We start from the raw sequence: 26,320 nt of genomic DNA on the forward strand, positions 1-26,320 counted from the left end.
GTGTCGGCCCCCGCTCAGGCTCAGGTATCGTCGGAAAAGGCTGGGGCTTGGCGCGCCACCGGCCGAAGCGCTCTAATGGAAGCGGTAATGGGTTATACGCTGAGCGATGGGTGCCGCTTTGTCTTTACGGCTCGCTGAAGCAGCGTAGCGGGGGAGGAGCACGATGGCACTGATGGATGCGGCCCGGTCCTTTTTGCTGATCGTGGACGTCCAGGAGCGGCTGATGCCGGCGGTGCACGGCAATGAGCAGGTGGTTGCCAATGTCGCCCGTCTGCTCGGTGTAGCTCGGGAGCTGGGTGTGCCGGTTCGGGCCTCAGAGCAGTATCCTAAGGGCTTGGGCCGGCTGGTCGCGCCGTTGCGGGAGCACATCCCAAACGAGGCCATCAGCGAGAAGGTTCACTTCTCCTATGCTGAGGCACCAGCCTGTCAGGCTGTGCTCGCGCAGCTCGAACAGCCACAGGTGATCATCGTTGGTGTCGAGGCGCACGTTTGCGTGCTGCAGAGCGCTATTGGGCTGCAGCAGGGCGGCCGTGATGTTTTCGTGGTGGCCGATGCCGTCGGCTCGCGTAATCCACGCGATGCGCAGCTCGCGCTCGAGCGTCTGCGAGCGGAGGGCGTAAGTGTCGTCAGTCTAGAGATGGTGGTTTTCGAATGGTTGCAGCAGGCCGGCACGGCCGAGTTCAAACGCATCAGCCGGCAGTATTTACGGTAGCCCGATGAGGTGCGTGCTGTTGGTGCTGGCCCATGGCAGCCGCCGGCACGGTTCGAACGAGGAGGTCCGCCGGTTGAGCGGGCGCCTCGGGGAGCTTCTCGGCGAGCGCTATGCGCGTGTCGCCCCCGCCTTTCTGGAGCTGGCCGAACCGCCTATTCCGGCGGCTATCGATGCGGCGGTGAGCGCCGGAGCGGATGAGGTGGTGCTGTTCCCGTATTTTTTGGCGGCCGGCCGCCACGTTTGTGACGATATTCCCCGGCTGGTCGCCGAGGCGCGTCGCCGCCATCCGCGTGTGCGCCTGGAGTTGCGGCCGCATCTGGGCGAACTGCCGGGATTGTTGCCGTTGCTCGCGGAGTACCTGCGTTAGCGAGCGGTGCAGTATTTTGCGTTTGTGGCGTGCATGGCGGCGGATATCTTGAGGAATCCGGTCCGCTTACTTCGCGCTATCGGTGCGGTTACTTGTCAGCATGGCCCGATAACCTTCCCGATAGGTCGGGAAGCGCAAAGCATAGCCGCTGGCTTTAAGGCGTGCGTTGCAACAACGTTTGCTGCCGGCACGTGGGGTGTCTTTGGCGGCCGTGGTGCGCGCTGGTTTGGGCCGGTCCAGTTGTTCGGCGAGCCAGTCCATGAGTTCGCACTGGGTGCAGGGTGCGTCATCGACCGCGATATAGATGTCCTTCGGAGAGGCGAGCCGGCCAAGATGGCACAATACACCGACGCAGTCGTCCTCATGGATGCGGTTGGTGTAGAGCGATGGCTCAGCATGGCAAGGCTCACCGGCCTGCACTTTGCGGAGCATGGCATTGCGGCCTCGGCCGTAGATACCGCCGAAGCGCACCACCAGCCCGGGAAACCTTCCTCGTTGGAGGAGGCGTTCGGCTTCCAGTAAGCGCTGCCCCGAGAAGCCGGTTGGCTCGGTAGGCGAGGCTTCGTCGACCCACTCGCCACTTTGTTGTGCGTACACGGCGGTGGACGAGACGAAGATCACCCGACGGGGAGTCTGGCCCTGATCGGCGAGCGCCTGCAAGAGATTGCGCAGCCCGTCGACGTAGGTCATCCCATAGGCTGCATCTGTGTAGGCGTTCGGTGTCGCCAGATAATAGACGCGAGTGATTCCGGCCGGAATGGCTTGCAGCGACTCCGGCACGCCTAGGTCGGCCGTCAAGCTCTTCAAGGGCGAGGGCAGTTGGACGCGCTGACGGCGTAGGCCCCACACTGCTTCCCCGCGGCTCGCCAGTTCCTCGCCCAGGCGGGTGCCGATTTTACCGCAACCGGCGATCAGAACGCGCTCATAAGAATCGCCGCTCATGTTTGCCACCTCATTTATCAAAACGGTATCCGCTGTGGATGTTGCCCTACGGTTGTGTGGCTATACAATAGCCTACCTTTGGCAGCAATCTAGGCAATGACTGCAAAACGAGTCGCACGCATGCGCGAAGCCCTGGAACGGCGGCAACCTGATTTGAGGGTTCTGCTGGACCAGGTCAACAAGCCACACAACCTTGCCGCCATTCTCAGGACTTGCGATGCGGTCGGTGTGTTTCAGGCCCACGCCGTCTGGCCGGGTGGCGTGCCAGCGGTGCATCACCATAGCTCTGCGGGTGTCGGTAAATGGGTGAACGTCGTCGCGCACCCGGATGTGTGCAGTGCCATTCAGGCACTGCATAATGAGGGTCTGCGCGTGTATGCGGCGCATCCTGTGGCAGGCGCCGTCGATTATCGGCAAGCGGATTACACGGTGCCCTGTGCCGTGCTCATGGGTGCAGAGCTTTGGGGAGTGAGCGAGGCCGCGTGCCAGCGGGTGGATGAGTTCATCACGATTCCGATGTTTGGCCTCGGTGCCTCGGTGAACGTATCGGTGGCGGCGGCCGTTATTTTGTACGAGGCACAACGCCAGCGCCTTGCCAAGGGGATGTATAATCACCCACGCTTGGCCCCTGAGGTGTTACACCGAATACTGTTCGAATGGCTCCAACCCCGCATTGCGCGCCGGTGTCGTGAGCAGGGGTTGCCTTACCCCGAGCTCGACGAGGCGGGACATCCCGCGCGCAGTCAATAGCGGGTGTGAACCGTCCATTTTTTCGTATGGTGGTGCGGGGAACGGGTCCGGTGCGCCTTGGCAAGGCTTTCCCGTTCGAATAGCAAGAGTGTTGGATGCGCGTGCTGCGTGGCCTTAGCGGCCAGCGCGGCGGTGCCCGTCTCCGGGGCTATTGCGCGAACCAACGTGTTGCGAGTGCCCTGAAGATCAGACCCGGATAGCGAGCGCTGCCCAAGCTGCCGTTATAGCGCGCGAGAGCCCGGGCGAGGTCGTCGTGCTCCTGGTCCAGGTAATAGCGCAAAATGGTGCATCCCAGCCGCAGATTGGTCTGGATATGGAAGAGATTATCCTCGGGGTGACCGATTGCCTCCAGCCAGAACGGCATCACCTGCATCAGCCCACGGGCACCGGCCGAGGAGATCGCGAATCGATTGAAACCGCTCTCAACATCGATCACGGCCAGCACCCACTCCGGTTCGAGTCCGGCCCGCCGGGCTTCGGAGTGTACCAGTCGCAGCAGGTGCAGCCGTTGGCCGGGATCGGGAATGCGATTGCGCAGCCGGCTCGACATGTCCATGAGCCAGACCTCGGCGTCGAAGCGGTTGGCGAAGCTATCCGTACTCTCGATGGCCTGTTTCAGGGCGGCTCGAAGGTGAGGATCGGGGGAGGCGGCCCGAGCACTCGAGATCCCGCCGGCAACCAAACTCACTATTAGCAACGTGATTAGCAACGTGCCTGCCAGATAGCGCAACGTTCTCGATCCGCTCATCCGCTGCCGGTTTCAGACTTCCTGGTGGAGGTCGCGCAGGAACTCGACTACCCGCTCGCAGGGCAAATGGCGGCTGGTGGGCTCGCTACGGCCGCGATATTCAACCGTGCCGGCCGATAGTCCGCGATCGCTGATCACGAGGCGATGAGGTATGCCGATCAGTTCCATGTCCGCGAACTTGACTCCCGGCCGCGCTTCGCGATCGTCCCAGAGCGGCTCCAGCCCGGCGGCGCCGAGTGCTTCATGCAAGCGTTCGGCCTCATTATGAACGGCCTCGGAGCGGTGCGCGTTGATGGAGACAATAGCGACCTGGAAGGGTGCCAGGGGAGTCGGCCAGATAATCCCGCGCTCATCGTGATTCTGCTCGATGGCGGCGGCCACCACCCGGGAGACGCCGATTCCATAGCAGCCCATGATCATGGGAACCTGGTCGCCGTGCTCGTTCAGAACGCGGGCGTCCATGGATTCGCTGTACTTAGCGCCGAGTTGAAAAACATGGCCCACTTCGATGCCGCGCTTGATCTGCAAGCTTCCCGCGCAGCTCGGACACCCCTCGCCGGAGCGGACCGTGCGCAGGTCGGCCCGCTCGGGAAGCGCGGCATCCCGGCCCCAGTTGAGATCGATCCAGTGCCAGTCTTGGCGGTTGCTGCCACTGGAGAAGTTGGGTATGGCCGCGGCCCGCTCATCGACTCGCACCGTCAGCTCCTCGGGTAGACCCTTGGGGCCGATAAAACCCCGCGGAACCCCGGTGGCGGCTTGCGCCTCCTCCGGTTCAGCCAGGCGCACCTCGCCGGCGTCGAGTGCCGATCGAGCCTTGGTGAGGTTGAGTTCGTCATCGCCGGCGAGGAAGAGCACGGCCGGTTTGCCGTCGGCGAGCACTACGATGCTCTTGACGATACGATCCGGCGTCAGCCCCAGCATTTGTGCTTGCTCTGCGACGGTCCGAATGTCCGGTGTAGGCTGCTCCTGCGCTGCTCGTTGCGGCTCTTGGCGAGGCGGAGCGGGACGGGATTGCGCGAGTTCCGTGTTGGCGGCATAGTTGCAGTGCCGGCATACAGCGATGGCGTCCTCGCCCGAGTCGGCAAGAACATGAAATTCCTCCGAGACGCTGCCGCCAATGGCCCCGGTATCCGCCCGCACGGCACGGAAATCGAGATTCAGACGCTGGAAGATACGGCTGTAAGCCGCGTGCATGGCTCGGTAGGTGGCTTCCAGCGAGGCTTGATCGAGGTGGAACGAATAGGCGTCCTTCATCAGAAACTCGCGGGCGCGCATCACGCCGAAACGGGGGCGAATCTCGTCGCGGAACTTGGTTTGGATCTGATAGTAGGTCACCGGCAACTGGCGATAGCTATGGATCTCGCGGCGGACTAAGTCGGTAATAACCTCCTCGTGCGTGGGCCCGAAGCAGAATTCGCGCGCATGACGGTCTTTGAGGCGCAGCAACTCCGGTCCATACTGTTCCCAACGGCCCGATTCCTGCCAAAGTTCGGCGGGCTGCACCGCCGGCATCAGAACTTCCAGCGAGCCGATCCGGTCCATCTCTTCTCGAACCACCCGCTCGACATTGCGTAGCACCCGCAGCCCGAGCGGCAGCCAGGTGTAAAGCCCGGCACCCAGCCGAGCGATAAGGCCGGCACGAAGCATCAGCTGATGACTGATGATCTCGGCATCAGCTGGAATCTCCCTTGAGGTAAATAGGGGAAAACCGGTTACTCGCATAGCTACCACTTGTCTCCGCACGCCGCGGCCGGGATTTGCGCACTAAAGGCAGTAAAGGGTATCTCATGACGTGTCCGGAAGCGACGGCAACCGTCCAGCATCAGGGGCTGCTCGGTGGGCAGTACTCCTCGAGGTAACGCTTGGTGGCGGCGATCTTCGCCTCCCGCTGCGCCTGGGTATAGCGCACCACCTTGCCGGAGGCATCGCGGAACCGGCGATTGCTGCCGCCTGCTTGAAGATAAAGTAGATTTTGTCGTGCGGTCGGGCACGCGAGTTGCTGATTGTGGACGTTCGGCTGGACGCGCGGATCACTTCCGCTCGGTTGAGCAGTGGTTTTCTGGCCGTTGGAACTCAGCGGTGTTCCCGGGAGGGGGGTAGGCTGGCGCGGCGCCGGCGGCGTATGTTCGGGCGGTGTTTGGATGTCGAGCGTTTGCGCACCCCGTCCTACGGGGGGGAGTTCGCTGTAATGGGTTTGTCCCTGGGAGTCGCGCCATTTATAGATTTTCGCCGCTATGGCGGCCGAAGCTGTCAGCGCTGCCAATACTGCCGTAATCCATACGATTCGCTGCATGCGCGCCTCTCCTCGAGATAGAGCGGGTATCCCGCAAGGGAGTATGAAGCATGCACAGGGGGTACGTACTAATGAGGCCGACGAACGGCGGTATTCCGCCGATGCTTGTTTGGCGCTTGATGCGCCCCTTCGTACCCAATACAATTTAGCGTTCTAATTATTTTGCGGACCATTTCGAATATCCCGCGTAGGCTCGGGACGTCGCGTCTGCTCGCGTTCCAGTATCGGGCACGCAATCTGGGTAGGGGGCCAATGCGGCATATCATCTCCATTCTCGTGGAGAACGAGTTCGGCGCTCTGTCGCGGATCGCCGGTCTGTTCACTACCCGCGGTTACAATATCGAGTGTCTTACGGTCGCCCCTACGGATGACCCTACGCTCTCGCGCATGACGTTGGTGACTTTTGGTGACGAGCGCATCATCGAACAGATCATCAAGCAGTTGAACAAACTGCTGGATGTGGTCAAGGTGCTGGACATCACCGAGGCAGCGCACATCGAGCGAGAGATCATGCTGGTAAAGGTGCAGGCCGTCACCGCGGAGGCCCGTGAGGAATATAAGCGTCTGGCGGATATTTTCCGCGGACGCGTACTCGATGTCACCGGCAAGACCTACACCATCGAGCTCATCGGTACCAGCAGCAAGCTGGACGCCTTCCTCGAGGTGATCGAGCGGCGGACGCCACTCGAGGTCGTGCGCTCCGGGGTGATCGGAATTGCGCGAGGTGACAAGCAAATGCGGCTCTAGGGCCTGTTGGCCTTAGTGCTATAGCAAGGCCGTCGCGCGGCAACAACGCCGAGGAAAAACGATGCAGGTTTACTATGACAAAGACGCCGAGCTTTCCCTAATCCAGGGCAGCCGGGTGGCTGTTCTCGGCTACGGCTCGCAAGGCCATGCCCACGCGAATAATTTGAACGAATCGGGCGTTGCGGTGGTGGTCGGCTTACGCGCGGGCTCGAGCTCCATGGGCAAGGCCCGCCAAGCCGGTCTCGAAGTCGCGTCGGTTGAGGAGGCGGTTCGGCAGGCGGACCTGGTCATGGTTCTCACTCCGGACGAGCATCAGGCACGTCTCTATCATGAGCAGATCGAGCCCAACCTAAAGCAAGGGGGCTGCCTCGCTTTTGCTCACGGCTTCAATATCCATTTCGGCCAGATCGAGCCGCGGGCGGACCTCGACGTCATTATGATCGCCCCCAAAGGGCCGGGCCATCTGGTGCGCTCGACTTACGTGGAGGGGGGGGGCGTGCCCAGCTTGATTGCCGTTCAGCAGGATGTGTCAGGGCAGGCGAGAGAACAGGCATTATCCTACGCGGCGGCCATCGGGGCGGGGCGGGCCGGAATCATCGAGACCAGCTTTCGAGAAGAGACCGAGACCGACTTGTTCGGTGAGCAAGCGGTGCTCTGCGGTGGTATGACCGCGCTGATTCAGGCGGGGTTCGAGACGTTGGTGGAAGCCGGCTATTCACCTGAGATGGCCTATTTCGAGTGCCTGCACGAGACCAAACTCATCGTCGATTTGATCTATGAGGGTGGCATCGCCAACATGCGCTACTCCATCTCCAATACGGCCGAGTATGGCGACCTTACCCGCGGTCCACGGGTAATCAACGAAACGTCGCGTCGAGCCATGAAGGAGATTCTCGCCGAGATCCAGAGTGGTAATTTCGCCAAGGAGTTCGTCTTGGAGAATCAGGCAAACGCGCCCAGTCTCAAGGCCATGCGGCGTCAGACGGCGCAACACCCTATCGAGAAGGTGGGCGAAAAGCTGCGCGGTATGATGCCTTGGATTCAAGCCAAACGGCTGGTTGACCGAAATAAAAGTTGATTTCTGTGCAGCGCTCATTCATCCAGATGGGCCGGCCGATCGCGAGGCCGCATCGTTACGAGCCAGCCACTGCGGCGCCTCTTTGGGCTTGCTGCCAGTGTTGTCACCGGCTTGGCCCGATACGCTGCGGCCGACCGACGCCACCCTATCACTCGCATGTGTTCGCCGGTCATCTATTTCTCCAGGCAGAGCGGTGTTGCGCCGCAACCGACGGTTGAACCGATGTCAGACCCGCGCGCGTTTCCATGAGTGAACCCAGCGATAGCCGCAATGGTAGGGCTGCTCGGCAGCGTCGGGGCATCTATCTGCTGCCTAACCTTCTGACCACGACGGCCTTGTTTTTCGGGTTTTATGCGATGGTTGCGGCGATTAACAATGCGTTCCAAAGTGCCGCCATCGGTGTGCTGATTGCCATGGTAATGGATGGACTCGATGGCCGTGTGGCCCGGCTGACCAACACCCAAAGCGCTTTCGGGATGCAATACGATAGCATCGCCGATATGGTTTCCTTCGGTGTGGCACCGGCGTTGGTAATGTATCAGTGGGCGCTGGCAGATCTGGCCACATGGGGCCCCGTGTGGGGCAAGCTGGGTTGGTTGGGCGCGTTCATCTACGCCGCTTGCGCCGGTTTGCGGTTGGCGCGTTTCAACACCCAGTTCGGAGTAGTCGACAAGCGCTACTTTCAGGGCCTTCCCAGCCCTTCGGCCGCCGCTGTGGTCGCCGGTATGGTCTGGGCAGGCAACCGGCTCGATATGGGCGGCGTTGGCGTTGGTCTTCCTGCTTTAGTATTGACGGTGTTGGCCGGGATTCTGATGGTGAGTAACGTTCGTTATTACAGCTTCAAAGAGATTGATTTTCGCTATCGAGTCCCGTTTATTGCCATGGTATTGCTGGTTCTGGTGCTTGCGGTGACCTCGGTGCATCCTCCTCTGGTGCTGTTTTTGGTGGCGCTCGTGTATATGGGTTCTGGTCCGGTGCTGACCGTGGTGCAACGCCGGCGGCGGCGCAATCGTGCCGTCGCCGAGCGCTCCCCGTTGGAGAAGTAAATGGGTTGTCCGGTCACGAATGGGCGTTATATAGTTAAACTTCAAAATTAGGGTCCACCGAGCGGGTGATGCAGTATGAATCATGATGATGGACTGCTCCTCACCCACTGCTCCGGCGCCTTCACTATGGGGCTGTCGCGGGTAGCTTCGTCTATCGTTATCTACGCCGATTCGCGCCGGCTGCCGTAAGGTAAGGCAGTAACTCTCCCAACTCACAATCACCCGCTGTTTCGAAACCGCGCCCAAGTCGATCCTTATAAGTTCGGTGGGGTGGGCGGATTGGCATCTATGGGATAACCAAGCGGAGCCTAAACATGAACCAGGCCGAACGTCTTATCATATTTGACACCACCCTTCGCGATGGCGAACAAAGCCCTGGGGCTTCCATGACCAAGGAGGAGAAACTGCGCATCGCCATAGCGTTGGAGCGGATGCGGGTCAATGTGATCGAAGCCGGGTTCCCGGCCGCGAGCAGCGGTGATTACGAGGCCGTGCGAGCGGTGGCGGAGGGTGTTCGAGAAAGCCGGGTTTGCGCACTGGCCCGGGCGCGCGAGGCGGATATCGATCGGGCCGCAGTGGCAATCGAGTCGGCGGCGGCGGGGCGTATTCACACCTTCCTTGCCACCTCGCCGATCCATATGCAGATGAAGCTCAAGATGGAGCCGCAAGCGGTATTGGAGCAGGCTGTGTGGGCGGTTCGGCATGCTCGGCGCTATTGCGATGACATCGAGTTCTCGCCCGAGGATGCCGGACGCTCGGAGCCGGATTTTCTCTGCCGGGTGCTAGAGGCAGTGATCAAGGCCGGGGCTACGACGGTTAATATACCCGATACCGTGGGTTACAGTGTGCCTGAGCAGTTCGGAGCGCTGATTGCGGATTTGCGAGCACGCGTGCCCAACTCGGACCAGGCCGTTTGGTCGGTGCACTGTCATAATGATCTCGGTTTGGCGGTGGCGAACTCGCTGGCAGCTGTCATGAGCGGAGCCCGCCAGGTGGAATGTACGATCAACGGGTTGGGTGAACGAGCGGGCAATGCGGCTTTGGAGGAGCTCGTGATGGCCGTGCGCACACGGCAGGATTTTTTTCCATGCGATACGAGTATCAACGCGCGCGAGATCGTTCCGACCTCAAAGTTGGTAGCCAATATTACCGGTTTTGCGGTCCAACCCAATAAGGCCATTGTTGGCGTCAATGCCTTCGCTCATGAGTCGGGCATCCACCAGGACGGCGTGCTCAAGATGCGTGAAACCTACGAGATCATGCGCGCCGAGGACGTCGGCTGGGGTACCAACCGCATGGTGCTGGGTAAGCACAGCGGTCGTAACGCCTTTCGGAGTCGTTGCCAAGCGCTGGGGATTGGCTTCGCTACCGAGGCGCAGCTCAACGAGGCCTTCGCTCGGTTCAAGGATCTCGCCGATAAAAAGCACGAGATATTCGACGAAGATCTGCAAGCGCTTGCAAGCGAGGCGAGTGCCGCATTGGTCAACGAGCGAATCCGGTTAATTTCCTTCCGGTGTTGCTCGGAAACGGGAGAGCGCCCGTTCGCAGAGATCACCCTTGTGCTCGGCGAGGAAGAGCGCAGGGCCAGCTCGAGCGGGGATGGGCCCGTGGACGCCGCTTTCAAGGCGATCGACAGTGTTGTCCAAAGCGGTACGGAATTGCTGCTGTACTCCGTGAACAATATTACTACTGGCAGCGATGCTCAGGGGGAGGTAACGGTGCGGCTGGACAAGGCCGGGCGGGTCGTCAATGGCCAGGGTTCGGATACCGATATCGTGCTTGCCTCGGCAAAGGCTTACATCAACGCGCTCAATAAACTGGAACAGGCCGATCTGCGCACGCATCCGCAAATCGCGCTGCTTTGAGGCGAGTCGCCGGAAAGGCTCGCGCAGGCGCTCTCAAATTGGTTTGAACAGAGCAGGGGAGCCGCACCGATTGTATCGAGGAGCGGGACGATTCACTGTGGCGGAGCAAAGCAGCTAGAGTTACTGTGAAGACAGGCTCAGCTCGAAGATTTGATAATGCCGAGGGTCGCGGTTCGCTGCGAAGCACGATTATGAAGACGCGCGATGGTTTATTTCGGCTGCAGTATCTTCAGCGTTTGGGTATCGACGTATGGGTTCGACGACAAGGCGGCGCGGCCGAGCAAGCGCCCGTGGAAAACACTACCGGTAGGGCGTCGATCGAGCGGCTGGTTCAGCCAGGCGTTGTGGTTGAAGACACGGCCGATACGAATCCGGCACGGCTGATAACGGCTGAGGCCGAGATTGCGCGCCTGGACTGGGAGGCTTTGCGCGAGCGGGTGCAGCACTGCGAGCGTTGTCTGCTGCATCAGACGCGAATGCAAGGGGTCTTCGGCATCGGCAACCCGCAGGCGCAATTGATGTTGATCGGCGAAGCACCCGGGGCGGAGGAGGATCGCCGGGGTGAACCCTTCGTCGGGCGTGCCGGCAAGCTACTCGATGAAATGTTGCGTGCAATCGGCCTCTCACGCGAGAGGGTCTACATCACTAACGTGTTGAAATCACGGCCTCCGAACAACCGGGATCCAACGCCGGATGAGGTGGCGGCCTGTGAGCCCTACCTGCGGCGGCAGCTGGAGTTGATCGCGCCCAGCCTGATCCTCGCCCTAGGCCGGATTGCGGCGCAGTATCTGCTCAAGAGCACCCAGTCATTGGGACGACTGCGCGGCGCCTGGCACCATTATGGACCACGCGCAACGCCGTTGCGGGTCACCTATCACCCGGCCTATTTGCTGCGCAGCCCCGCAGACAAGCACAAAGCCTGGCAGGATCTCAAGCAGGTCCGACAGTGCTTACGCCACGCGAGTCCGTCCACGGGAGTCGTGCCATGAGCGCTGAGCCCCGCGAGTTTTTCACTCTCATCCGGCCGATGCGCGAGGCCGACCTCGGCGAGATCATCGCCATTGAGCTGGCTGCCTACGAGTTTCCCTGGACCCGCGGTATATTCAGAGACTGCTTGCGCGTGGGCTACGATTGTTGCGTGCACATGTTCGCCAATCAGATCGTGGGCTATGTCGTACTGCGCTACGGCGCCGGCGAAGCTCACATACTCAACATCGCGGTTGGTCCGCAATGGCAGAACCGCGGGTTTGGTAGAAACCTTTTGCAACGCACGTTGCGCCAATCCGCTCGGTTTGGCGCGCAGACGTTATTCTTGGAGGTGCGCCCCTCCAACGCTGCGGCGTTGCATCTTTACCGCAGCGTCGGATTTTGTGTCGTAGGGCGACGACGGGATTACTATCCGAGCCGCCGGGGGCGAGAAGATGCCCTCATTCTGGGGCTCGAGCTTGTAACGCCCGCCACGGGTTGAATCGGGCCATGGCGCATGAGGACCACTCGGGTATGCGTGCTCAGGGTGGGCCAGATACCCTGGGAGATGTGGTGCCCTTCCTGCGGCCAATAAACGGGTTTTCACTGTGGTCGCGAGCGGTGTGGGGGTGGGCGCTTTACGATTGGGCCAATTCTGCGTTTGCGACCGTGGTGCTGGCCGGGTTCTTTCCATTGCTGTTCCATGATTTCTGGAATATTGGCCTCAGTGGGGCCGAGTCCAACCTCCGTTTAGGTTGGATTAACGCCGTGGCCGGCCTAGGTATCGCCTTACTCGCGCCGGTGCTTGGTGCCGTGGCGGATCGCGCCGGGGCTAAAAAGCGCTTTTTGGTTGTCTTTATGGTCTTGGGGGTGCTCGCGACCGCTCTGCTGAGCTCGGCACCGGGCGGCGCCTGGGTGCCGGCCGCAAGCCTTTATATTTGCGCCATGATCGGCTTTGCGGGGGCGAATGTGTTCTACGATGCGCTGCTGCTTGCGGTCGCTCCCCCTGAGCGCTGGCATTTCGTTTCAGGGCTGGGTTTCGCCATGGGCTATTTGGGAGGCGGGCTGCTTTACCTCGGTTGCGTACTGGCCGCCTTGAACCCGCAAGCATTCGGTTTCGCCGATGCCACAGCGGCTGCCACGACGGCTTTTCTTGCCACAGCGCTTTGGTGGGGCGTCTTCTCGATACCACTGATTCTTTTCGTTCGAGAGCCGGCCCGGGCCGCACGTGCACGTCGGCGGGTATGGGCCCGTGGGTTTGCTCAGCTCGTCGAGACCATTCGCCACCTGCGCACTTTCCGCGTGGTTGGGATTTTTTTGATCGCTTACTGGCTCTATATCGACGCGGTCGGCACGGTGATCCGGATGGCGGTGGCTTACGGCCGCTCGCTCGGCTTTGCGCAAAGTGAGCTTATCGTGGCGCTGCTTATCACCCAATTCGTTGGGTTCCCCGCGGCGATCCTATTCGGCTGGCTTGGGCAGCGCATCGGTCCTCGGCGCGGAATTTATCTCGGCTTGCTCGTCTACGTCGGGGTGTGTCTCTGGGGTGCGCTGATTCGTGAGCCTTGGGAATTTTTTTCTATTGCCGTGCTGGTGGGATTGGTACAAGGAGGTGTTCAGGCGCTGAGCCGTTCCTTCTATGCGCGGCTTATTCCGGCCGATGCAGCGGGAGAGTTCTTCGGCTTCTATAATCTCATGGGTAAATTCGCCGTACTTATCGGCCCCCCACTGTTTGGGTTGTTCGGAGTCTGGTTTGGTAATCCACGCTATTCTATGCTGGCCTTGATCCTCCTCTTGGTGGCCGGTGGCGTGCTGCTCGCACGCGTCCACGAATCCGAGGCCCCGGCGCGGGCCTTGCGCTAGTTTATGCCGCTTGGCCGGGTTAGCGGGAGCCACTCGCCGGGTAGCACCAAGCGCCAACCGAGCCGAGCGTGGCGAGTGTCTGGATCCACGGAAAACGCTATACTAATATGTAATTTGAATGAAATGCATGAGGAGGGTTACCATGAACGCGGATACCCAGAAGCAAGCCGTTCCAGCCGAGCAACCGAGGGTGAGTACCTGGCAGGTGATCAAGAGCACCCTTGCGGCTGGCTTTGGCGTGCAGTCGGAGGCGGCGCGGCAACGTGACTTTACCCACGGCCGCCCGCTCCATTTTATCATCGCCGGTGTCGTCGGCACGATTCTCTTTGTTCTGACGGTCGCTATGATCGTTCGTGTGGTCCTCCATATGGCCGGTGCTTGAGCCCTCGGGTAGGCGCCTTTTGATTTCGCTCATGGAGGAGTGCTAGTTCATTTCGGCAATGAGTTCGACGCGTTGCGCGAGCGTCGTCGACGGCCAAACGGTCAGCCATTCGCTGTGGTAGGGCTGGGCATAATGCGGGGTAACTGCACCGGCGGTGTTGGGTCGATGCTCGAAGTAGGCCACCACGTAGCCGTCGGGATGTGCCTGTGCCCAGCTCAGAACTTCGGTGGATCCAAGCACGGTGATCGGTCGGGTCAGGCGCCCGAGAAATTGGAAGCGGTTGTGGTATTTACCGACGTGAGCTACCGGTGCATCGCGGGCTTGGATCGCCGCAATATATCGTGCGGCGTCGCTGAGATCGTAATAGGGCGCGGCCGCGCGGCCGATCCCGATCAGCAAAACGGCGATTAGAGCAATGGCGGCACCGGTAAGTAGCCGTGTTTGCTTTTCAAGGCTACCCATCGGTAACAAAGTGATCAGTGCGCAGGCCACCACCAGCAGCGCTGTGTAGGGCGATATGGTGGCTACCCAGGCGGGAAGATCGTGATGGGCGGCGTTTTGCGCCGGAACCCAGAGTAGGATCCCCGCGACGATCAGTAATACCGCGCCAACGGGCCATTGATCACGCCAGCCGCGGTGGTTCGGTTCATCGTCGAGGCCGCGACTGGTCAATAAAGCAAAGCCGGGCAGCAGCGGCAACAGGTAGTGGGCCTGTTTGCCGCTGACGAGGCTGAAACCGAGGAAGGCCGGGATCAGCCACGCAAGCAACAGCCGTGTCTGCCACTCGCTGCCGTGGCGTAATCTCATCAGCGCTCGCCACACCGGCGGCCACACTGACCAAGGGAAAAGCACCAGGGGCAACCACGGCAGATACCAATAGAATGGGTGGCTGTGGGCGAAAGAATCGACTAAGCGTCCCGCGCTTTGTTTCCAGAAGATCGTCTGGGCATAGTCGCTCCCGCCCTGCAAGGCCGCCGGCACGGCCCAGGCTAGTGCAATGGCGGCACCGATCGCAAGCGCTCCGAGTAATCCCATATACCAGCCTCGCCAACCGATACGGCCACGTTGTGGATGCCAATACGGCGCGAGTACTGCCAGCGGCAGAGTGTGGAGTAGAACGACCGGCCCCTTGGCGAGGACGCCAAGCCCGATACCAAGGCCTGCCAGCAACCAACTGCTGGGCGTTTGGTCGCGCGCCGCTGTCACGATCCCGGTGACGGCGAGGAGCACGCAAGCGGCGAGTAGGACATCGAACATGACGATCGGGGTCCACAGACTCCAGAGCAGGCTCCCGAGCAGGATCGTCGGTGCCAGATAGGCGATGGTTTCGCGCTGCGGCCACAGCCGCCGCGCCAGGCGCATGGTGAGGAACAGGCTGAGCAGCGAGCACAGCCCGGTGGCTAGGCGTGGCCACCAATCGCTGACCCCGAATGCCAGCCAACCGGCCTGGAGGAGCCAGAACAGCAGTGGCGGTTTTTGTGCATACGGTGCGCCGTTGTTGAGCGGCACGAGGTACTCGCCGCGGTGAAACATCTCCCAGGCGACGCCGGCATAACGGGTTTCATCCACGGGCAGCAGGGTAAAGCTCGACAGCATAGCAGTGAGTAGAACACCCCCGCCTGCAAGCCATAGAGCGGGATAGTCGACGCGGCGGCTCATTCGCTCGCCTGCTTCGTCTCGGCTGCTGGGTAGCGCTCGCAGTGTAGGAAATAGAGGTTGCGGGCATAGATGAACAAACCGCCGAGCTGTCCGACGATGAACACCGGGTCCTGGCGGTGCAGCGCGTAGGTGAGTAAAGTCGCCCCGCCGGCGATGCTGAAATACCAGAACTCCACCGGAACCACGCTGCGGCGGACTCGTTCGCTGCGCAGCCACTGAACCAGAAAGCGCATGGAGAACAAGGCTTGGCCGGCGAAGCCGACCGCCAACCAGGCCATGGATTCGTTGCTCACGGCGTTTCCTCCTCGATCGCGGCGATGCAAGGCCGATGTTGGAGCCACAGCACACCCGCCAGATCCACGAGTCCGACCCACAGCCGATCGAACAAACCATATTTGGAGCAACCGTGCAGCCTGGGTCGATGGCGCACCGGCACCGTGATCACCACGCCGCCGTCCCGGCGGATCAAGGCGGGGAGAAAACGGTGCATGTGGTCAAAATGGGGTACGTTCAGCAGCGCATCACGGCGAAACAGTTTGAGTCCACAGCCGGTGTCCACAGTGGCGTCGGCGAGGATGCGTCGGCGTACCGCGTTCGCTAGCCGGGAGGCGAAGCGTCGCCGCCAGCTGTCGGCTCGGTTCAGGCGTTGGCCGGCGACCATTCGCAGCTCGCCCGGCAGATTCTGCACGCTATCCCGTACCCTGATGAGCTTTGGGATATCGATCGGATCATTCTGGCCGTCGCCGTCCAAGGTAACGATCCAGTTGGCGCGAGCGGCACGAATTCCACTAAGCAAAGCCGCACTTTGGCCGCAGTTGCGCAAATGACGGATTACGCGCAGCCGTGGATAATGCAGGCGCAGGGTACGCAAGCGTTCACGGGTGCGATCAGTGCTCGCGTCGTCGACGTAGATCACCTCATAGTCACCGCAGACAGCCAAAGCAGTGGTCACTTCCCTGAGCAGCACTTCGATGTTGTCCTCTTCATTGTATACGGGGATAACGACACTCAGGTCCATGCCTAGACCTCGATTACGGGTTTTGCACTCCATTGGATCAGGCCGATCCGGCTCGGCGAGGACGCGTCGTTGCAGAGCTTGTTATCGGGTCATGACTACTATCTTGATGTGGCAGATTGCCACCGTGGCGGTTGCGCACGTTCGCCTGTCAACCTTTGGTTTAAATGGCGCGCACGCGCTGATACTGTTGGTCGAGCCGGCTCAGCGCCGAGCGCAATTCAGCGAGCTTGGTGCGTTCCTTTTGCACCACCGCGGCTGGTGCTTTGGCCACGAAGTGCACGTTGGCCAATTTCTGCTCGGTTCGATCGAGATCTCGGGTTAGCCGTTGCCGTTCTTTGTCCAAGCGTAGCAGCTCGGCCGATTTGTCGATCAGCCCGGCCATCGGCACCAATATCTCCAGCTCGCCGACCAGTGCCATGGCGGATTCCGGAACGGTGTCCTCGTGTGTCAGATAGGTGATGGACTCGAGCCGAGTCAATGCATCTACGAAGGCGCGGTGGTCGGTCAATCGCTCCCGCTCGACTCGGTTTGCATGGCGCAGCAGCACTGGCACGGCTCGACCCGGTGGTATGTTCATCTCACCGCGAATACGACGCACACCGAGGATAAAGGATTGCAGCCAGGCAAGCTCGGTTTCGGCCGACTCGTCTAGGCGCTCGTCCGCGGGTTTGGGGTAGGGTTCCAGCATAATAGTTGTGCCGGTTCGCCCGGCCAGGGGTGCGACGCGTTGCCAGATCTCCTCGGTAATGAAGGGTATGAACGGATGCGCCAGGCGCAGCACGGTTTCCAGCACGCGCACCAGAGTGCGTCGGGTCCCTCGCAGTTGGGCTGGGTCATCCGAATGCTGGAGGGTGGCTTTGGATAGTTCCAGGTACCAATCGCAATACTCGTCCCAGACAAACTCGTAGAGCGCTTGGGCGGCATGATCCATCCGGTAGCCGTGGATGCCGTCGATGATCTCCTGTTCCGCTCTTTGCAGTCGTGAGATGATCCAGCGATCGGGCAGCGCAAGCTTGATTGCGCCACCCTCGAGCCCGGCATCGTGGCCTTGCGTGTTCATGAGCACGTAGCGAGCGGCATTCCAGAGCTTGTTGCAGAAGTTGCGGTAGCCTTCCACCCGGCCCCGATCGAAGACTATGTCACGGCCGGTCGTGGCGAGCGAGGCGAAGGTGAAGCGCAGCGCATCGCTGCCGTGCGCGACGATACCACTCGGATAATGCGTTCGCGTAGCGCGTTCGATCATGGGCGCGAGCTGCGGCTGCATCAACCCGGTGGTGCGTTTGGTGATCAGCGCGTCGAGCTCGATGCCATCGATGATATCCAGCGGATCCAGGACGTTACCCTTGGATTTGGACATCTTCTGGCCGTCGGCATCGCGCACCAGCCCATGGATGTATACTTCCCGGAAGGGTACGTCGCCCATGAACCGCAGGCCCAGCATGATCATGCGGGCCACCCAGAAGAAAATGATGTCGAAACCGGTGACCAGCACACTGGTGGGGTAATAACGCCGCAAGGCCTCGGTCTGCTGCGGCCAACCCAGGGTAGAAAACGGCCAGAGGGCGGAGGAGAACCAGGTATCCAGAACGTCCTCATCCTGGCGCAGTGCAATGTCACCGAGCTCGTGCTTGTCTCGTACCGCCGCTTCGCTGTGACCTACGTAGACGTTGCCCTCGGCATCGTACCAGGCGGGTATCCGATGGCCCCACCAGATCTGGCGGCTGATACACCAGTCCTGAAGATTGCGCATCCATTCGAAGTAGGTTTTGCTCCAGCTCTCCGGTAGGAAGCGGATCCGTCCGGATTCCACGGCGGCGATGGCGGGACCGGCCAGTGTCTCGGTCTTCACATACCACTGATCGGTGAGATAGGGTTCGAGGACGGCACCGCTGCGGTCACCGCGCGGGACCGTGAGCCGATGGGCGTCGACGCGTTCCAGCAGACCGAGTGCCTGCAAGTCGTGCACGATTTTCTCGCGCGCCTGGTAGCGATCCAGGCCACGATAAGTCGCGGGAGCAGTGTCGTTGATCTGTGCCGCCGCGGTGAAGACGTTAATTAACGGCAACGCGTGGCGCTCTCCTACGGCGTAATCGTTGAAGTCGTGCGCCGGGGTGATTTTCAAGCAGCCACTGCCGAATTCGGGGTCGACATAATCATCACCGATGATCGGGATCTCGCGTTCGGTAAGCGGCAGGCGCACAGACTCGCCAATAAGGTGTCGATAGCGGGGATCCTGCGGATGCACCGCCACGGCAGTGTCACCGAGCATTGTCTCCGGGCGAGTGGTCGCCACCACGAGATGGGCTCCGCCCCGCGCCAATGGGTAGCGGATGTGCCATAGATGCCCCGCCTCCTCCGCTGCAACCACCTCGAGGTCGGAGACGGCCGTGTGCAATACCGGATCCCAATTGACCAGACGCTTGCCGCGATAGATGATTCCTTCGTCGTACAACTGCACGAAGACCTCACGCACGGCGGCGGAGAGTCCGGCGTCCATGGTAAAGCGCTCGCGTTGCCAGTCCACGGAGGCGCCCAACCGGCGCAGCTGTTGAGTGATGGTGCCACCGGATTGTGCCTTCCACTGCCAGATTCGGTCGATGAAAGCCGCGCGGCCGAGGTCGTGGCGCGTCATGTCCGCGGCGTTGAGCTGGCGTTCAACCACCATTTGCGTTGCGATGCCGGCGTGGTCGATGCCCGGCTGCCAGAGGGTATCTCGACCTTGCATGCGATGATAGCGGATCAGGATATCCATGATGGTATCCTGGAAGGCGTGCCCCATATGTAGGGTGCCGGTGACGTTGGGGGGCGGGATCATGATGCAATAGGGCTCACCCTGACCTGACGGCGCAAAATAGCCACTGGATTCCCACAGTTCGTACCAGCGTGCCTCGATTTTGCTAGGGTCGTACGTCTTCTCCATGGATGCCCCGGTTGCCTTTGTGTTCGAGGAAAGCAGTACTATAACCCACTGTTCCCGGTAGCGGGCGCCAATAGGCGCCTACGCCGCCCGTGCCGCACGGCCGCAGGGCTTAGGGCGGCGCCAGCCGATGGTAGGTGGGCTGCGCGCCGTCGTTGCGGTAACAGCGAAAGCGCTCCCGTGCAAGCTCCAAGCTTTCCGGCTGTTGTGTGACGATTTCGGCTATCCGGCTGAGCCGCTGCCAATGATTTGGGCAGTGCGCCGCTAGGTTGATCAGCAGATCGACGGCAAGGCGTGGCGGTTGCTCGCCAAGTACCACGGGCTCGTCGTCCGCTTGCCCGAGCGTCGCATGTGGCACGAAGCTTCCGGCTCGAAAGGTCCACAACTGCAGATCCAACGCTTGCGTCAGCGCTTTGTCGCCGGTGAGTATAAATACCCGGTAACCCTGCCGATAGGCTTTCTCGGTGAGCCGACAGCAGAAGAGCTCGCGTGCTGCAGCCGCGACTGTGGTCAGCACGTAGAAATCGATACGCGGTGTTTGCGCCATATCGACTAGGCTTGCATTCGAGTGCGATCAAGAAGGTATTGGACCAGCAGAGGCACCGGTCGGCCGGTTGCCCCCTTTTGTTCACCGCTTTTCCAGGCGGTGCCGGCAATATCCAGATGCGCCCAGCGCTGCTTCTTGGTGAAGCGGGACAAAAAGCAGGCGGCCGTGATGGTGCCTGCGCCCCGTCCACCAATGTTCGCCATATCGGCGAAGTTACTCTTGAGCAGCTCCTGGTATTCGTCCCACAACGGTAACTCCCAGGCCCGATCACCGGTGCTGTTACCCGCTGCCAATAGCTCGTGTACCAGAGCTGGATGATTGCCGAGTAAACCGTGCGCGTGATGCCCCAGCGCAATGATGCAGGCTCCGGTGAGCGTGGCGAGGTCAACGATCGACTCGGGCTCGAATCGCTCGGCGTAGGTGAGCGCATCGCATAGCACCAGACGTCCTTCAGCGTCGGTATTGAGAATCTCCACCGTCTGCCCCGATAGTGTGGTGACAATATCGCCGGGCTTGCTGGCGTTGCCGTCCGGGAGATTTTCGCTCGCCGCCACGACGCCGACTACGTTGATCGGCAGCGCCAGCTCGGCGATGGCCTGGAGCGTACCGAATACGCTGGCGGCTCCGCACATGTCGAACTTCATTTCATCCATGGCCTGGCCCGGTTTGAGCGAGATGCCGCCGGAGTCGAAGGTTATCCCCTTGCCGACCAGGACATAAGGGCGCGTTTCCGCCTCCGCGCCCCGGTAGTGCAAACTTATGAGCCGCGGTTCCTGCTGGCTGCCGCGTGCCACCGAGAGTAAAGCGCCCATCCCTAGGTCTTTCATCTCCTTGGGGCCGAGGATTTCGACGTGCAGCTTCTGGGAGCGATCGGCTAGCTCCCGCGCCTGCTCGGCGAGATAGCTCGGTGTACAGATGTTGCCGGGCAGGTTACTCAAATCCTTTGCGAGCGTCATGCCTCCAGCAATGGCGCTGCCGATTTGCGCCGCCCGCTCTCCGGCACCGAGTTCGCGGCGGTTCGGTACGCTCAAAGTGAGCTTACGTAGCGGTCGCCGCTGGGTCTCCTGCTTGCTTTTGAGCTGATCGAACCGATACAGCGCGTCGGTAACGCTGATTATCGCATCGCGAACCCGCCAGGCGGCGTCGCGGCCTTTGACGTTGAGATCGGTTAAGTAGGTGACCGCTTCCACTGCGCCACCATCCTGCAATTGACTCGCCATTGTGGCAAGCGCCTGGCGATAAGCGCGGTCGTTGAACTCTCGCTCGCGACCACAGCCGATTATCAGCACACGATCACTCAGAACGTTTGGTACATTGGTCAGCAGCAGGCTCTGGCCCAGCTTTCCTTCCAGATCGCCGCGGCGCGCGAGACCGGAGATAAAATTGTTGCTCACCTTGTCCAGTTGAGCGGCGGCCGAGGAGAGTCGACGGGGCTCGAAAACACCAACAACGACGCAGGCAGAGCGCTGTTTTTCCGGATTGCCGCTTTTGACCACGAATTCCATCGCCGACTCCTTGTGTTTATTGAAAAAATACTGTAATGGCAGCGCACGCTGTAGCGATGCAGCAATCGCCCGGAAAGGGGGCGAAATGGCCTTTAAACTCTATCGTACTGCAGTTAGGGATGCATTTTGCAGGGTAATGCATATTCAGGCAGGTTTGTGAATATAACTCGGATTAGCCGTTATGTGGTGGCAGAGGTCGGTTGGAGCTGGTTAGCCGTAACCGTAGTCCTGCTGGTGGTGCTTTTGACCAATCGGCTGATTCGTTTTCTAGCCGATGCCGCTAGCGGTGATATCCCGGCCAATCTCCTCTTCACCCTGTTGGGCCTGAAGGCCCTGGCCAATTTGGGCACGGTGCTGCCGGCCAGCTTTTTCCTGGCCATCGTGATGGCGATGGGACGCTTGTATCGCGACTCGGAGATGGCCGCTTTAGCGGCCTGCGGAGTCGGACCGCGGGAGCTCTGCCGGGCGTTGTTGCTGTTGGCCGTACCATTGGCTCTCCTGGTGGGCTATCTGTCGCTGGTATTCGGTCCCTGGGCTGAGGGTACGGCACAACGAATCGTGGCTGAGGCTCAGCAGTCGAACCGTCTTCAGGGTGTGCGCCCTGGGCGGTTTCTCGATTTGGGAGCCGGCTCGGCGGTGGCCTACGTCGCCTCGATCGATGCCGAGGGGATCATGCATGGCATCTTCGCTCGGGCCGAGCAGGACGGGCAGCCGGTGTTGATTGCGGCCGCCCGGGCTCGGCGGGAAGTAGATCCCGAGACGGGGGCGAGATTTTTGGTGTTGCTCAATGGGCAGCGTTATCAGGGCGTACCTGGGCAGCGCGCGTGGCGGGTGATCCGCTTTGGTCAGCACGGCTTGAGTCTGGGTGGGTCGGAGCCAGCGCAATTCAGCGCCGCCCGCGATGGACTCACCAGTTGGCAGCTTTGGCACTCCGAGGATCGGGCCGCCTGGGCGCAACTGCAGTGGCGGCTGTCTATGCCACTGGTCACCCTGGTGCTCACGCTGTTTGCCCTGCCGTTGAGTAAAAGCGCACCGCGGGACGGGCGCTACGCGAAGTTGCTGTCTGCCGTGTTGGTCTATGTGCTCTATTTCAACCTCCTCAAGGTGGCCCAAGGTTTGTTAAGTCAAGGACGTTACCCAGTGGGCCTTGGTCTTTGGTGGGTGCACGCGCTCATGTTGGGCGCGGCCTTGGCGGCACTGCAGCTGCGATTTCAGATCCTGCATCGAGTGCCGGTCGGCTCTGGGAGGAGGCGATGAAACTGATCGACCGTTATATAGCGCGCAACGTAACCGCCGGCACGCTGATCGTGTTGTTGGTGATCGTCTCACTCGATCTGCTGTTCAATTTTCTCAAAGAAAGCCAAGACAGTGGGCAAGGGGATTACACTGTGTGGCTGGCGCTGCTCTATGTGCTGCTTACGACGCCTTACAGCGCCTACCAGGCGTTTCCTTTCGCCACGCTCATCGGTAGCCTGATCGGGCTGGGCGGACTGGCGGCCCGCTCGGAGCTGGTGGTCATGCGCGGCACTGGGATGTCGGCGTTGACTATCGCGCGCCCTCTAGTCATGGCGGGCCTGTCGCTTGCGCTGCTGGCCATGGGGGTCGGTGAGTGGCTGGCGCCGCGAACCGACCGGTTGGCTACGGAGCTGCAGACGCGCGCCGTCGGCGGGCAGTTATCGGCGGGCGGTGAATCGGGCTTTTGGGCACGCGACGGGGATCGTTATGTCCATGCTCGGCAGGTGCCCGAGGCGGATGTGCTGGAAGATCTCCAGATCTATGCTTTCCAAGGCGTTCGTTTAGACCACATTACTACGGCGTGGCGCGCTCATTACGAGCAGGGAGTTTGGATGTTGCTTGCTCCGGTTACCACGCATTTCGCCGCCGATGGCAGCGTTCGTGTCAGCCGCGCAGCCAGCGCCCGCTACCGCAGCGAGCTCAAGCCCGATATGCTCGATGTGGTGGTAGTCGAACCCGAGGTTCTTCCCATTACGCAGCTGTGGATCTACACGCGTTATCTAGAGCGCAACGGGCTCGACAGCAGCCGTTATCGGTTGGCTTTCTGGGTGAAGGTGGCTACGCCGCTTGCTACCGTAACCATGTTGTTGTTGACGGTGCCGTTGGTATTCGGCTCGTTGCGTAGCGCCAACATGGGTCAGCGCATATTCATCGGCGTGCTGATCGGCATTGCTTTTTTTCTGTTGAACCGGCTGCTAAACCGAGCCGCAATGGTCTTTGGTCTGCCGCCGCTGGTGAGCGCGCTGGGGCCGACGGTCTTGTTCTTAGGCATTGCGCTCGGTAGCCTCGTGCGGCTGTCGCGGCGTAGCGTGTGAGCGGGCTCAGTGGCGTTTGATAATCACTCGCGTGCCGGAGAGACGGTCATGCCAGGCGAGATGATCACGGTCCACCAGCGACCAAAAGACCCCGACACCGAGTGGCAACCAAGCGGCCAGCGCCGCCAGGAAGCGCACTGCGGCGTCGCGCCAGCGCAGCCGCCCGCCATCGGCCCGGATCAGGTGCAGACGCCAGGCTTGCATGCCGAGGGTACGGCCGGCACGGCCCCAAAAACCCACGAAAAAGACAAATGCGACCAGCAATAGGCTGATCTGGTAACAATGGTAGACGGGAGAACCGCCGGGGGTGATCGCCTCGCCGTGGCGGGCGAGGAGCCACAGCACCGTGGTGATCATCCACAGCGCAAGCAATACCAGGGCATCGTAGAATCCCGCCGCCAGGCGCCTGAGTAGGCCCGCTGTTGGCAGTTCGAGTAAGCCTTGGTGGGTTGGGGTGTTGCTTGCCATAATGGGCGGCATCATTGCAAAGACCACACGCTGGCAGGTGTGCTGTCGGAAAATGGCGCTCCCACGGGGATTTGAACCCCGGTTTCCGCCTTGAGAGGGCGGCGTCCTAAACCACTAGACGATGGGAGCGTGGTTGAGCTTGGCGGTATCCGCGCCGCCTTGTTCGCAAACGAAGCCTGCACCTTGCTACAAAGGTTGGTATTATACGCGCACCTTGCGAGCGGACAAGTCGTGGGAGTACGTGACGGAGCTTGCTGCCATTCACCACGATCCTGTCGTCATTTCCCGATCCGAGCATGGCATTTCGCGGGCCAATATCAGTCGAAACGCGCTGAAGGTGCTGTATCGGCTGAACAAGGCCGGCTATGCCGCTTATCTGGTTGGTGGCGGGGTTCGTGATCTCTCCCTCGGCCGTGAGCCGAAGGACTTCGATGTTGCCACCGACGCGCGGCCGGAGCAGGTCAAGCAGTTGTTCCGCAACTGCCGTCTGATCGGCCGGCGCTTTCGCTTGGCGCACGTGTATTTTGGCTCTGAAATCATCGAAGTGGCTACGTTTCGGGCTCTTCAAGAGGCCGGAGAGGCGGATGAGCAAGCCCGTGTGCTGGAGAATGGGCGACTCCTGCGTGACAATGTCTTCGGTACCATCGAAGAGGATGCGTTGCGCCGCGATTTCACCGTCAACGCCCTCTACTACCACATTGCCGATTTTACCTTGGTGGACTATGTAGGCGGCATGGCCGATCTGCGCTGCGGTGTGCTGCGGCTGATCGGCGCTGCCGAGGTGCGCTATCGTGAGGATCCGGTGCGCATGCTCCGAGCCGTGCGTTTCGCGGTGAAACTCGGCTTTCGCATGCACCCGGAGACGGCTGAGGCGATTCCTCGCATGGCGCATCTTTTGGGCCATATTCCGCCGGCACGGTTATTCGATGAAACGCTCAAGCTCTTTGTCACCGGCATGGGGCTCGAGGCTTTCGAGTGCCTGCGTCACTACGGCTTGTTTGGGTACCTGTTCCCCGCTACCGAAGCGGTGCTGTCGGGCGATGAGTTCGGTGCTGCGCTCGGGTTCCTCGCGCGCGCGCTCGCCGATACCGATCGTCGGGTCGCCGAGGGCAAATCGGTGACGCCCGCTTTCTTGTTCGCCGCGCTGTTGTGGCCATCGATTGCGCAGCGCTTCACTGCTGCGGAGCCTCATGCGGTTGGCTCCATCCAAGAGATTCAGGAAGCCGCCGGCGAGATTTTGCAAGACCAGACGCGGTGCGTGAGCATTCCCAAGCGTTTTTCGATCCCCATGCGCGAGATATGGTCGCTGCAACCCCGTTTCGAGCGGCGCACGGGTAAGCGGGCGCTGCGGCTGCTGAGCCATCCGCGGTTTCGCGCCGCCTATGATTTCCTGTTGCTGCGCGCTGAGGCCGGGGAGGTGGAGGCGGAGCTGGCGCACTGGTGGACGCAGTTGCAGCAGGCCCCGGTCGAGCAGCGTACGGAGATGGTCGGGCGTCGCCGGCGCTCCGGCACTCGGCGTGGCCGGCACAAGGGCAGCGATACCGTCTGATGGCTGCCAAGGCACCGACGCGGGTGTTCATCGGTCTGGGCAGCAATCTTGCCGGGCCGGTGCAGCAAGTGCGCCAAGCATTGCGTGCGCTCGCCGGCCTGCCGGCGACTCGGCTGCAAGCACATTCCTCGTTGTATCGGAACCCTCCGATGGGTCCGAGGTGGCAGCCGGATTACGTCAATGCGGTTGCCGAGTTGCGCACCGCCCTCAGGCCACGCGCACTGCTCGCGGCGTTGCAGCGGATCGAGTCACACCAGGGGCGCAACCGTAATACGCTGCATTGGGGGCCGCGCACGTTGGACCTCGACATACTCCTGTGGGGGAAGCGACGGCTGAAATTGCCGGAGCTCATCGTGCCCCATCCCGGTGTTGCGCAGCGCGCTTTCGTACTCTGTCCGCTTGTCGAGCTGGCGCCCGGGCTCGATATACCAGGTTACGGCCGTATCGAGCAGTTGCTTGCCGACGTCGATGGCGAGACGTTGACGCGGGTCGGCTGATCGATGCAGAGAGTCCCGCCCGTATCTATGGATGCGGCTTCAATGCACCACCTTATGCGCTGTACAGTAGC

25 protein-coding genes, 1 tRNA gene and 1 pseudogene are annotated in these 26,320 nt (G+C 61.1%); 15 read left to right on the forward strand and 12 right to left on the reverse strand.

Going from position 1 to position 26,320, the window contains the following annotated elements:
- The first annotated feature begins 163 nt into the window (after positions 1-163).
- Together NB231_RS14310 and NB231_RS14315 are read left to right on the forward strand one after the other, a co-directional pair.
- Positions 164-712, forward strand: a complete 549-nt coding sequence (locus NB231_RS14310; protein WP_005004210.1) for an isochorismatase family protein — start codon at positions 164-166, stop codon at positions 710-712.
- A 4-nt stretch (positions 713-716) separates the two neighbouring features.
- Positions 717-1,079, forward strand: a complete 363-nt coding sequence (locus tag NB231_RS14315) for a CbiX/SirB N-terminal domain-containing protein (RefSeq protein WP_040662483.1) — start codon at positions 717-719, stop codon at positions 1,077-1,079.
- 66 nt (positions 1,080-1,145) lie between these two features.
- Here NB231_RS14315 and NB231_RS14320 read toward each other — a convergent pair whose 3' ends face one another.
- Complete coding sequence (locus NB231_RS14320; RefSeq protein WP_005004218.1) at positions 1,146-2,021, reverse strand: SDR family oxidoreductase; 876 nt, start codon at positions 2,019-2,021, stop codon at positions 1,146-1,148.
- Positions 2,022-2,117: 96 nt separating this feature from the next.
- On the opposite strand from NB231_RS14320, the gene trmH reads away from it, so the two are divergent.
- Entirely contained in the window at positions 2,118-2,771 is a 654-nt protein-coding gene (trmH, locus tag NB231_RS14325; protein WP_040662486.1) for a tRNA (guanosine(18)-2'-O)-methyltransferase TrmH, read from the forward strand.
- A gap of 148 nt (positions 2,772-2,919) precedes the next feature.
- On the opposite strand, the gene NB231_RS14330 is transcribed toward trmH, so the two are convergent.
- The 3 genes from NB231_RS14330 to NB231_RS14340 all read right to left on the reverse strand — a co-directional run bounded on the left by NB231_RS14330 (position 2,920) and on the right by NB231_RS14340 (position 5,812).
- Positions 2,920-3,519: a transglycosylase SLT domain-containing protein gene (locus tag NB231_RS14330; RefSeq protein WP_005004230.1), complete on the reverse strand. Its 600-nt coding sequence runs from the start codon at positions 3,517-3,519 to the stop codon at positions 2,920-2,922.
- Positions 3,520-3,531: 12 nt separating this feature from the next.
- Positions 3,532-5,241: a proline--tRNA ligase gene (locus tag NB231_RS14335; protein WP_005004233.1), complete on the reverse strand. Its 1,710-nt coding sequence runs from the start codon at positions 5,239-5,241 to the stop codon at positions 3,532-3,534.
- Between the two features lie 100 nt (positions 5,242-5,341).
- Complete coding sequence (locus tag NB231_RS14340; RefSeq protein WP_005004235.1) at positions 5,342-5,812, reverse strand: DUF4124 domain-containing protein; 471 nt, start codon at positions 5,810-5,812, stop codon at positions 5,342-5,344.
- A 252-nt stretch (positions 5,813-6,064) separates the two neighbouring features.
- Between NB231_RS14340 and ilvN the strand changes: the two genes are divergently transcribed.
- From ilvN to NB231_RS14380, 8 genes and pseudogenes are all read left to right on the forward strand, one after another.
- A complete protein-coding gene (ilvN, locus tag NB231_RS14345) occupies positions 6,065-6,559 on the forward strand; it encodes an acetolactate synthase small subunit (RefSeq protein ID WP_005004236.1) in 495 nt (164 codons plus the stop codon).
- Between the two features lie 46 nt (positions 6,560-6,605).
- A pseudogene (gene ilvC, locus NB231_RS14350) lies at positions 6,606-7,637 on the forward strand (ketol-acid reductoisomerase); the annotation flags it as partial.
- 245 nt (positions 7,638-7,882) lie between these two features.
- The gene (gene pssA, locus NB231_RS14355) at positions 7,883-8,683 is read left to right on the forward strand and encodes a CDP-diacylglycerol--serine O-phosphatidyltransferase (protein WP_005004239.1); all 801 of its coding nucleotides are present in this window, start codon (positions 7,883-7,885) and stop codon (positions 8,681-8,683) included.
- Between the two features lie 314 nt (positions 8,684-8,997).
- Positions 8,998-10,548, forward strand: coding sequence for a 2-isopropylmalate synthase (locus NB231_RS14360; protein ID WP_005004242.1), 1,551 nt, complete (start codon positions 8,998-9,000; stop codon positions 10,546-10,548).
- 191 nt (positions 10,549-10,739) lie between these two features.
- Entirely contained in the window at positions 10,740-11,537 is a 798-nt protein-coding gene (locus tag NB231_RS14365; protein ID WP_005004244.1) for a uracil-DNA glycosylase, read from the forward strand.
- Positions 11,534-12,016 (forward strand): ribosomal protein S18-alanine N-acetyltransferase, encoded by a 483-nt coding sequence (gene rimI / locus NB231_RS14370; protein WP_005004245.1) that lies wholly within the window; start codon positions 11,534-11,536, stop codon positions 12,014-12,016. The genes NB231_RS14365 and rimI overlap by 4 nt, the downstream gene beginning before the upstream one ends.
- A gap of 8 nt (positions 12,017-12,024) precedes the next feature.
- Positions 12,025-13,377, forward strand: a complete 1,353-nt coding sequence (locus NB231_RS14375) for an MFS transporter (RefSeq protein ID WP_232210485.1) — start codon at positions 12,025-12,027, stop codon at positions 13,375-13,377.
- A gap of 142 nt (positions 13,378-13,519) precedes the next feature.
- Positions 13,520-13,759 (forward strand): DUF2970 domain-containing protein, encoded by a 240-nt coding sequence (locus NB231_RS14380; RefSeq protein WP_005004248.1) that lies wholly within the window; start codon positions 13,520-13,522, stop codon positions 13,757-13,759.
- Positions 13,760-13,801: 42 nt separating this feature from the next.
- Here NB231_RS14380 and NB231_RS14385 read toward each other — a convergent pair whose 3' ends face one another.
- The 6 genes from NB231_RS14385 to NB231_RS14410 form a co-directional block, all read right to left on the reverse strand.
- Complete coding sequence (locus tag NB231_RS14385; RefSeq protein ID WP_050756118.1) at positions 13,802-15,418, reverse strand: ArnT family glycosyltransferase; 1,617 nt, start codon at positions 15,416-15,418, stop codon at positions 13,802-13,804.
- A complete protein-coding gene (locus NB231_RS14390) occupies positions 15,415-15,711 on the reverse strand; it encodes a lipid-A-disaccharide synthase N-terminal domain-containing protein (RefSeq protein WP_005004252.1) in 297 nt (98 codons plus the stop codon). The genes NB231_RS14385 and NB231_RS14390 overlap by 4 nt, the downstream gene beginning before the upstream one ends.
- Positions 15,708-16,436, reverse strand: coding sequence for a glycosyltransferase family 2 protein (locus tag NB231_RS14395; RefSeq protein ID WP_005004253.1), 729 nt, complete (start codon positions 16,434-16,436; stop codon positions 15,708-15,710). The genes NB231_RS14390 and NB231_RS14395 overlap by 4 nt, the downstream gene beginning before the upstream one ends.
- Positions 16,437-16,596: 160 nt before the next feature.
- Positions 16,597-19,356, reverse strand: coding sequence for a valine--tRNA ligase (locus tag NB231_RS14400; RefSeq protein WP_005004255.1), 2,760 nt, complete (start codon positions 19,354-19,356; stop codon positions 16,597-16,599).
- 109 nt (positions 19,357-19,465) lie between these two features.
- Positions 19,466-19,900 carry a DNA polymerase III subunit chi gene (locus tag NB231_RS14405; RefSeq protein ID WP_005004256.1) on the reverse strand — a complete coding sequence of 145 codons (435 nt, stop codon included), beginning with the start codon at positions 19,898-19,900 and terminating at the stop codon, positions 19,466-19,468.
- A 5-nt stretch (positions 19,901-19,905) separates the two neighbouring features.
- Positions 19,906-21,405, reverse strand: coding sequence for a leucyl aminopeptidase (locus NB231_RS14410; RefSeq protein WP_005004258.1), 1,500 nt, complete (start codon positions 21,403-21,405; stop codon positions 19,906-19,908).
- A gap of 156 nt (positions 21,406-21,561) precedes the next feature.
- On the opposite strand from NB231_RS14410, the gene lptF reads away from it, so the two are divergent.
- On the forward strand, positions 21,562-22,662 hold the full coding sequence (gene lptF / locus NB231_RS14415; protein WP_040662490.1) for an LPS export ABC transporter permease LptF: 1,101 nt from the start codon (positions 21,562-21,564) through the stop codon (positions 22,660-22,662).
- Positions 22,659-23,735 (forward strand): LPS export ABC transporter permease LptG, encoded by a 1,077-nt coding sequence (lptG, locus tag NB231_RS14420; protein ID WP_005004264.1) that lies wholly within the window; start codon positions 22,659-22,661, stop codon positions 23,733-23,735. The genes lptF and lptG overlap by 4 nt, the downstream gene beginning before the upstream one ends.
- A gap of 6 nt (positions 23,736-23,741) precedes the next feature.
- Here lptG and NB231_RS14425 read toward each other — a convergent pair whose 3' ends face one another.
- The gene (locus NB231_RS14425; protein ID WP_156777036.1) at positions 23,742-24,203 is read right to left on the reverse strand and encodes an RDD family protein; all 462 of its coding nucleotides are present in this window, start codon (positions 24,201-24,203) and stop codon (positions 23,742-23,744) included.
- A 53-nt stretch (positions 24,204-24,256) separates the two neighbouring features.
- A tRNA-Glu gene (locus tag NB231_RS14430) sits at positions 24,257-24,332 on the reverse strand.
- Between NB231_RS14430 and pcnB the strand changes: the two genes are divergently transcribed.
- Entirely contained in the window at positions 24,325-25,752 is a 1,428-nt protein-coding gene (gene pcnB / locus NB231_RS18030) for a polynucleotide adenylyltransferase PcnB (protein WP_005004267.1), read from the forward strand. The two genes, NB231_RS14430 and pcnB, sit on opposite strands and share 8 nt — an antisense overlap.
- Positions 25,752-26,249, forward strand: coding sequence for a 2-amino-4-hydroxy-6-hydroxymethyldihydropteridine diphosphokinase (gene folK / locus NB231_RS14440; RefSeq protein WP_005004269.1), 498 nt, complete (start codon positions 25,752-25,754; stop codon positions 26,247-26,249). The genes pcnB and folK overlap by 1 nt, the downstream gene beginning before the upstream one ends.
- The last annotated feature ends 71 nt before the right edge of the window (positions 26,250-26,320 follow it).

The organism is Nitrococcus mobilis Nb-231 (genome assembly GCF_000153205.1).
GTDB lineage: Bacteria > Pseudomonadota > Gammaproteobacteria > Nitrococcales > Nitrococcaceae > Nitrococcus > Nitrococcus mobilis.

Bases quoted from the DNA above. Each gene is read 5' to 3' on its own strand.
- NB231_RS14310 (WP_005004210.1), top strand. From the start codon at position 164: ATGGCACTGATGGATGCGGCCCGGTCCTTTTTGCTGATCGTGGACGTC.
- NB231_RS14315 (WP_040662483.1), top strand. From the start codon at position 717: ATGAGGTGCGTGCTGTTGGTGCTGGCCCATGGCAGCCGCCGGCACGGT.
- NB231_RS14320 (WP_005004218.1), bottom strand. From the start codon at position 2,021: ATGAGCGGCGATTCTTATGAGCGCGTTCTGATCGCCGGTTGCGGTAAA.
- trmH (WP_040662486.1), top strand. From the start codon at position 2,118: ATGACTGCAAAACGAGTCGCACGCATGCGCGAAGCCCTGGAACGGCGG.
- NB231_RS14330 (WP_005004230.1), bottom strand. From the start codon at position 3,519: ATGAGCGGATCGAGAACGTTGCGCTATCTGGCAGGCACGTTGCTAATC.
- NB231_RS14335 (WP_005004233.1), bottom strand. From the start codon at position 5,241: ATGCGAGTAACCGGTTTTCCCCTATTTACCTCAAGGGAGATTCCAGCT.
- NB231_RS14340 (WP_005004235.1), bottom strand. From the start codon at position 5,812: ATGCAGCGAATCGTATGGATTACGGCAGTATTGGCAGCGCTGACAGCT.
- ilvN (WP_005004236.1), top strand. From the start codon at position 6,065: ATGCGGCATATCATCTCCATTCTCGTGGAGAACGAGTTCGGCGCTCTG.
- pssA (WP_005004239.1), top strand. From the start codon at position 7,883: ATGAGTGAACCCAGCGATAGCCGCAATGGTAGGGCTGCTCGGCAGCGT.
- NB231_RS14360 (WP_005004242.1), top strand. From the start codon at position 8,998: ATGAACCAGGCCGAACGTCTTATCATATTTGACACCACCCTTCGCGAT.
- NB231_RS14365 (WP_005004244.1), top strand. From the start codon at position 10,740: ATGAAGACGCGCGATGGTTTATTTCGGCTGCAGTATCTTCAGCGTTTG.
- rimI (WP_005004245.1), top strand. From the start codon at position 11,534: ATGAGCGCTGAGCCCCGCGAGTTTTTCACTCTCATCCGGCCGATGCGC.
- NB231_RS14375 (WP_232210485.1), top strand. From the start codon at position 12,025: ATGGCGCATGAGGACCACTCGGGTATGCGTGCTCAGGGTGGGCCAGAT.
- NB231_RS14380 (WP_005004248.1), top strand. From the start codon at position 13,520: ATGAACGCGGATACCCAGAAGCAAGCCGTTCCAGCCGAGCAACCGAGG.
- NB231_RS14385 (WP_050756118.1), bottom strand. From the start codon at position 15,418: ATGAGCCGCCGCGTCGACTATCCCGCTCTATGGCTTGCAGGCGGGGGT.
- NB231_RS14395 (WP_005004253.1), bottom strand. From the start codon at position 16,436: ATGGACCTGAGTGTCGTTATCCCCGTATACAATGAAGAGGACAACATC.
- NB231_RS14400 (WP_005004255.1), bottom strand. From the start codon at position 19,356: ATGGAGAAGACGTACGACCCTAGCAAAATCGAGGCACGCTGGTACGAA.
- NB231_RS14405 (WP_005004256.1), bottom strand. From the start codon at position 19,900: ATGGCGCAAACACCGCGTATCGATTTCTACGTGCTGACCACAGTCGCG.
- NB231_RS14410 (WP_005004258.1), bottom strand. From the start codon at position 21,405: ATGGAATTCGTGGTCAAAAGCGGCAATCCGGAAAAACAGCGCTCTGCC.
- lptG (WP_005004264.1), top strand. From the start codon at position 22,659: ATGAAACTGATCGACCGTTATATAGCGCGCAACGTAACCGCCGGCACG.
- NB231_RS14425 (WP_156777036.1), bottom strand. From the start codon at position 24,203: ATGGCAAGCAACACCCCAACCCACCAAGGCTTACTCGAACTGCCAACA.
- pcnB (WP_005004267.1), top strand. From the start codon at position 24,325: ATGGGAGCGTGGTTGAGCTTGGCGGTATCCGCGCCGCCTTGTTCGCAA.
- folK (WP_005004269.1), top strand. From the start codon at position 25,752: ATGGCTGCCAAGGCACCGACGCGGGTGTTCATCGGTCTGGGCAGCAAT.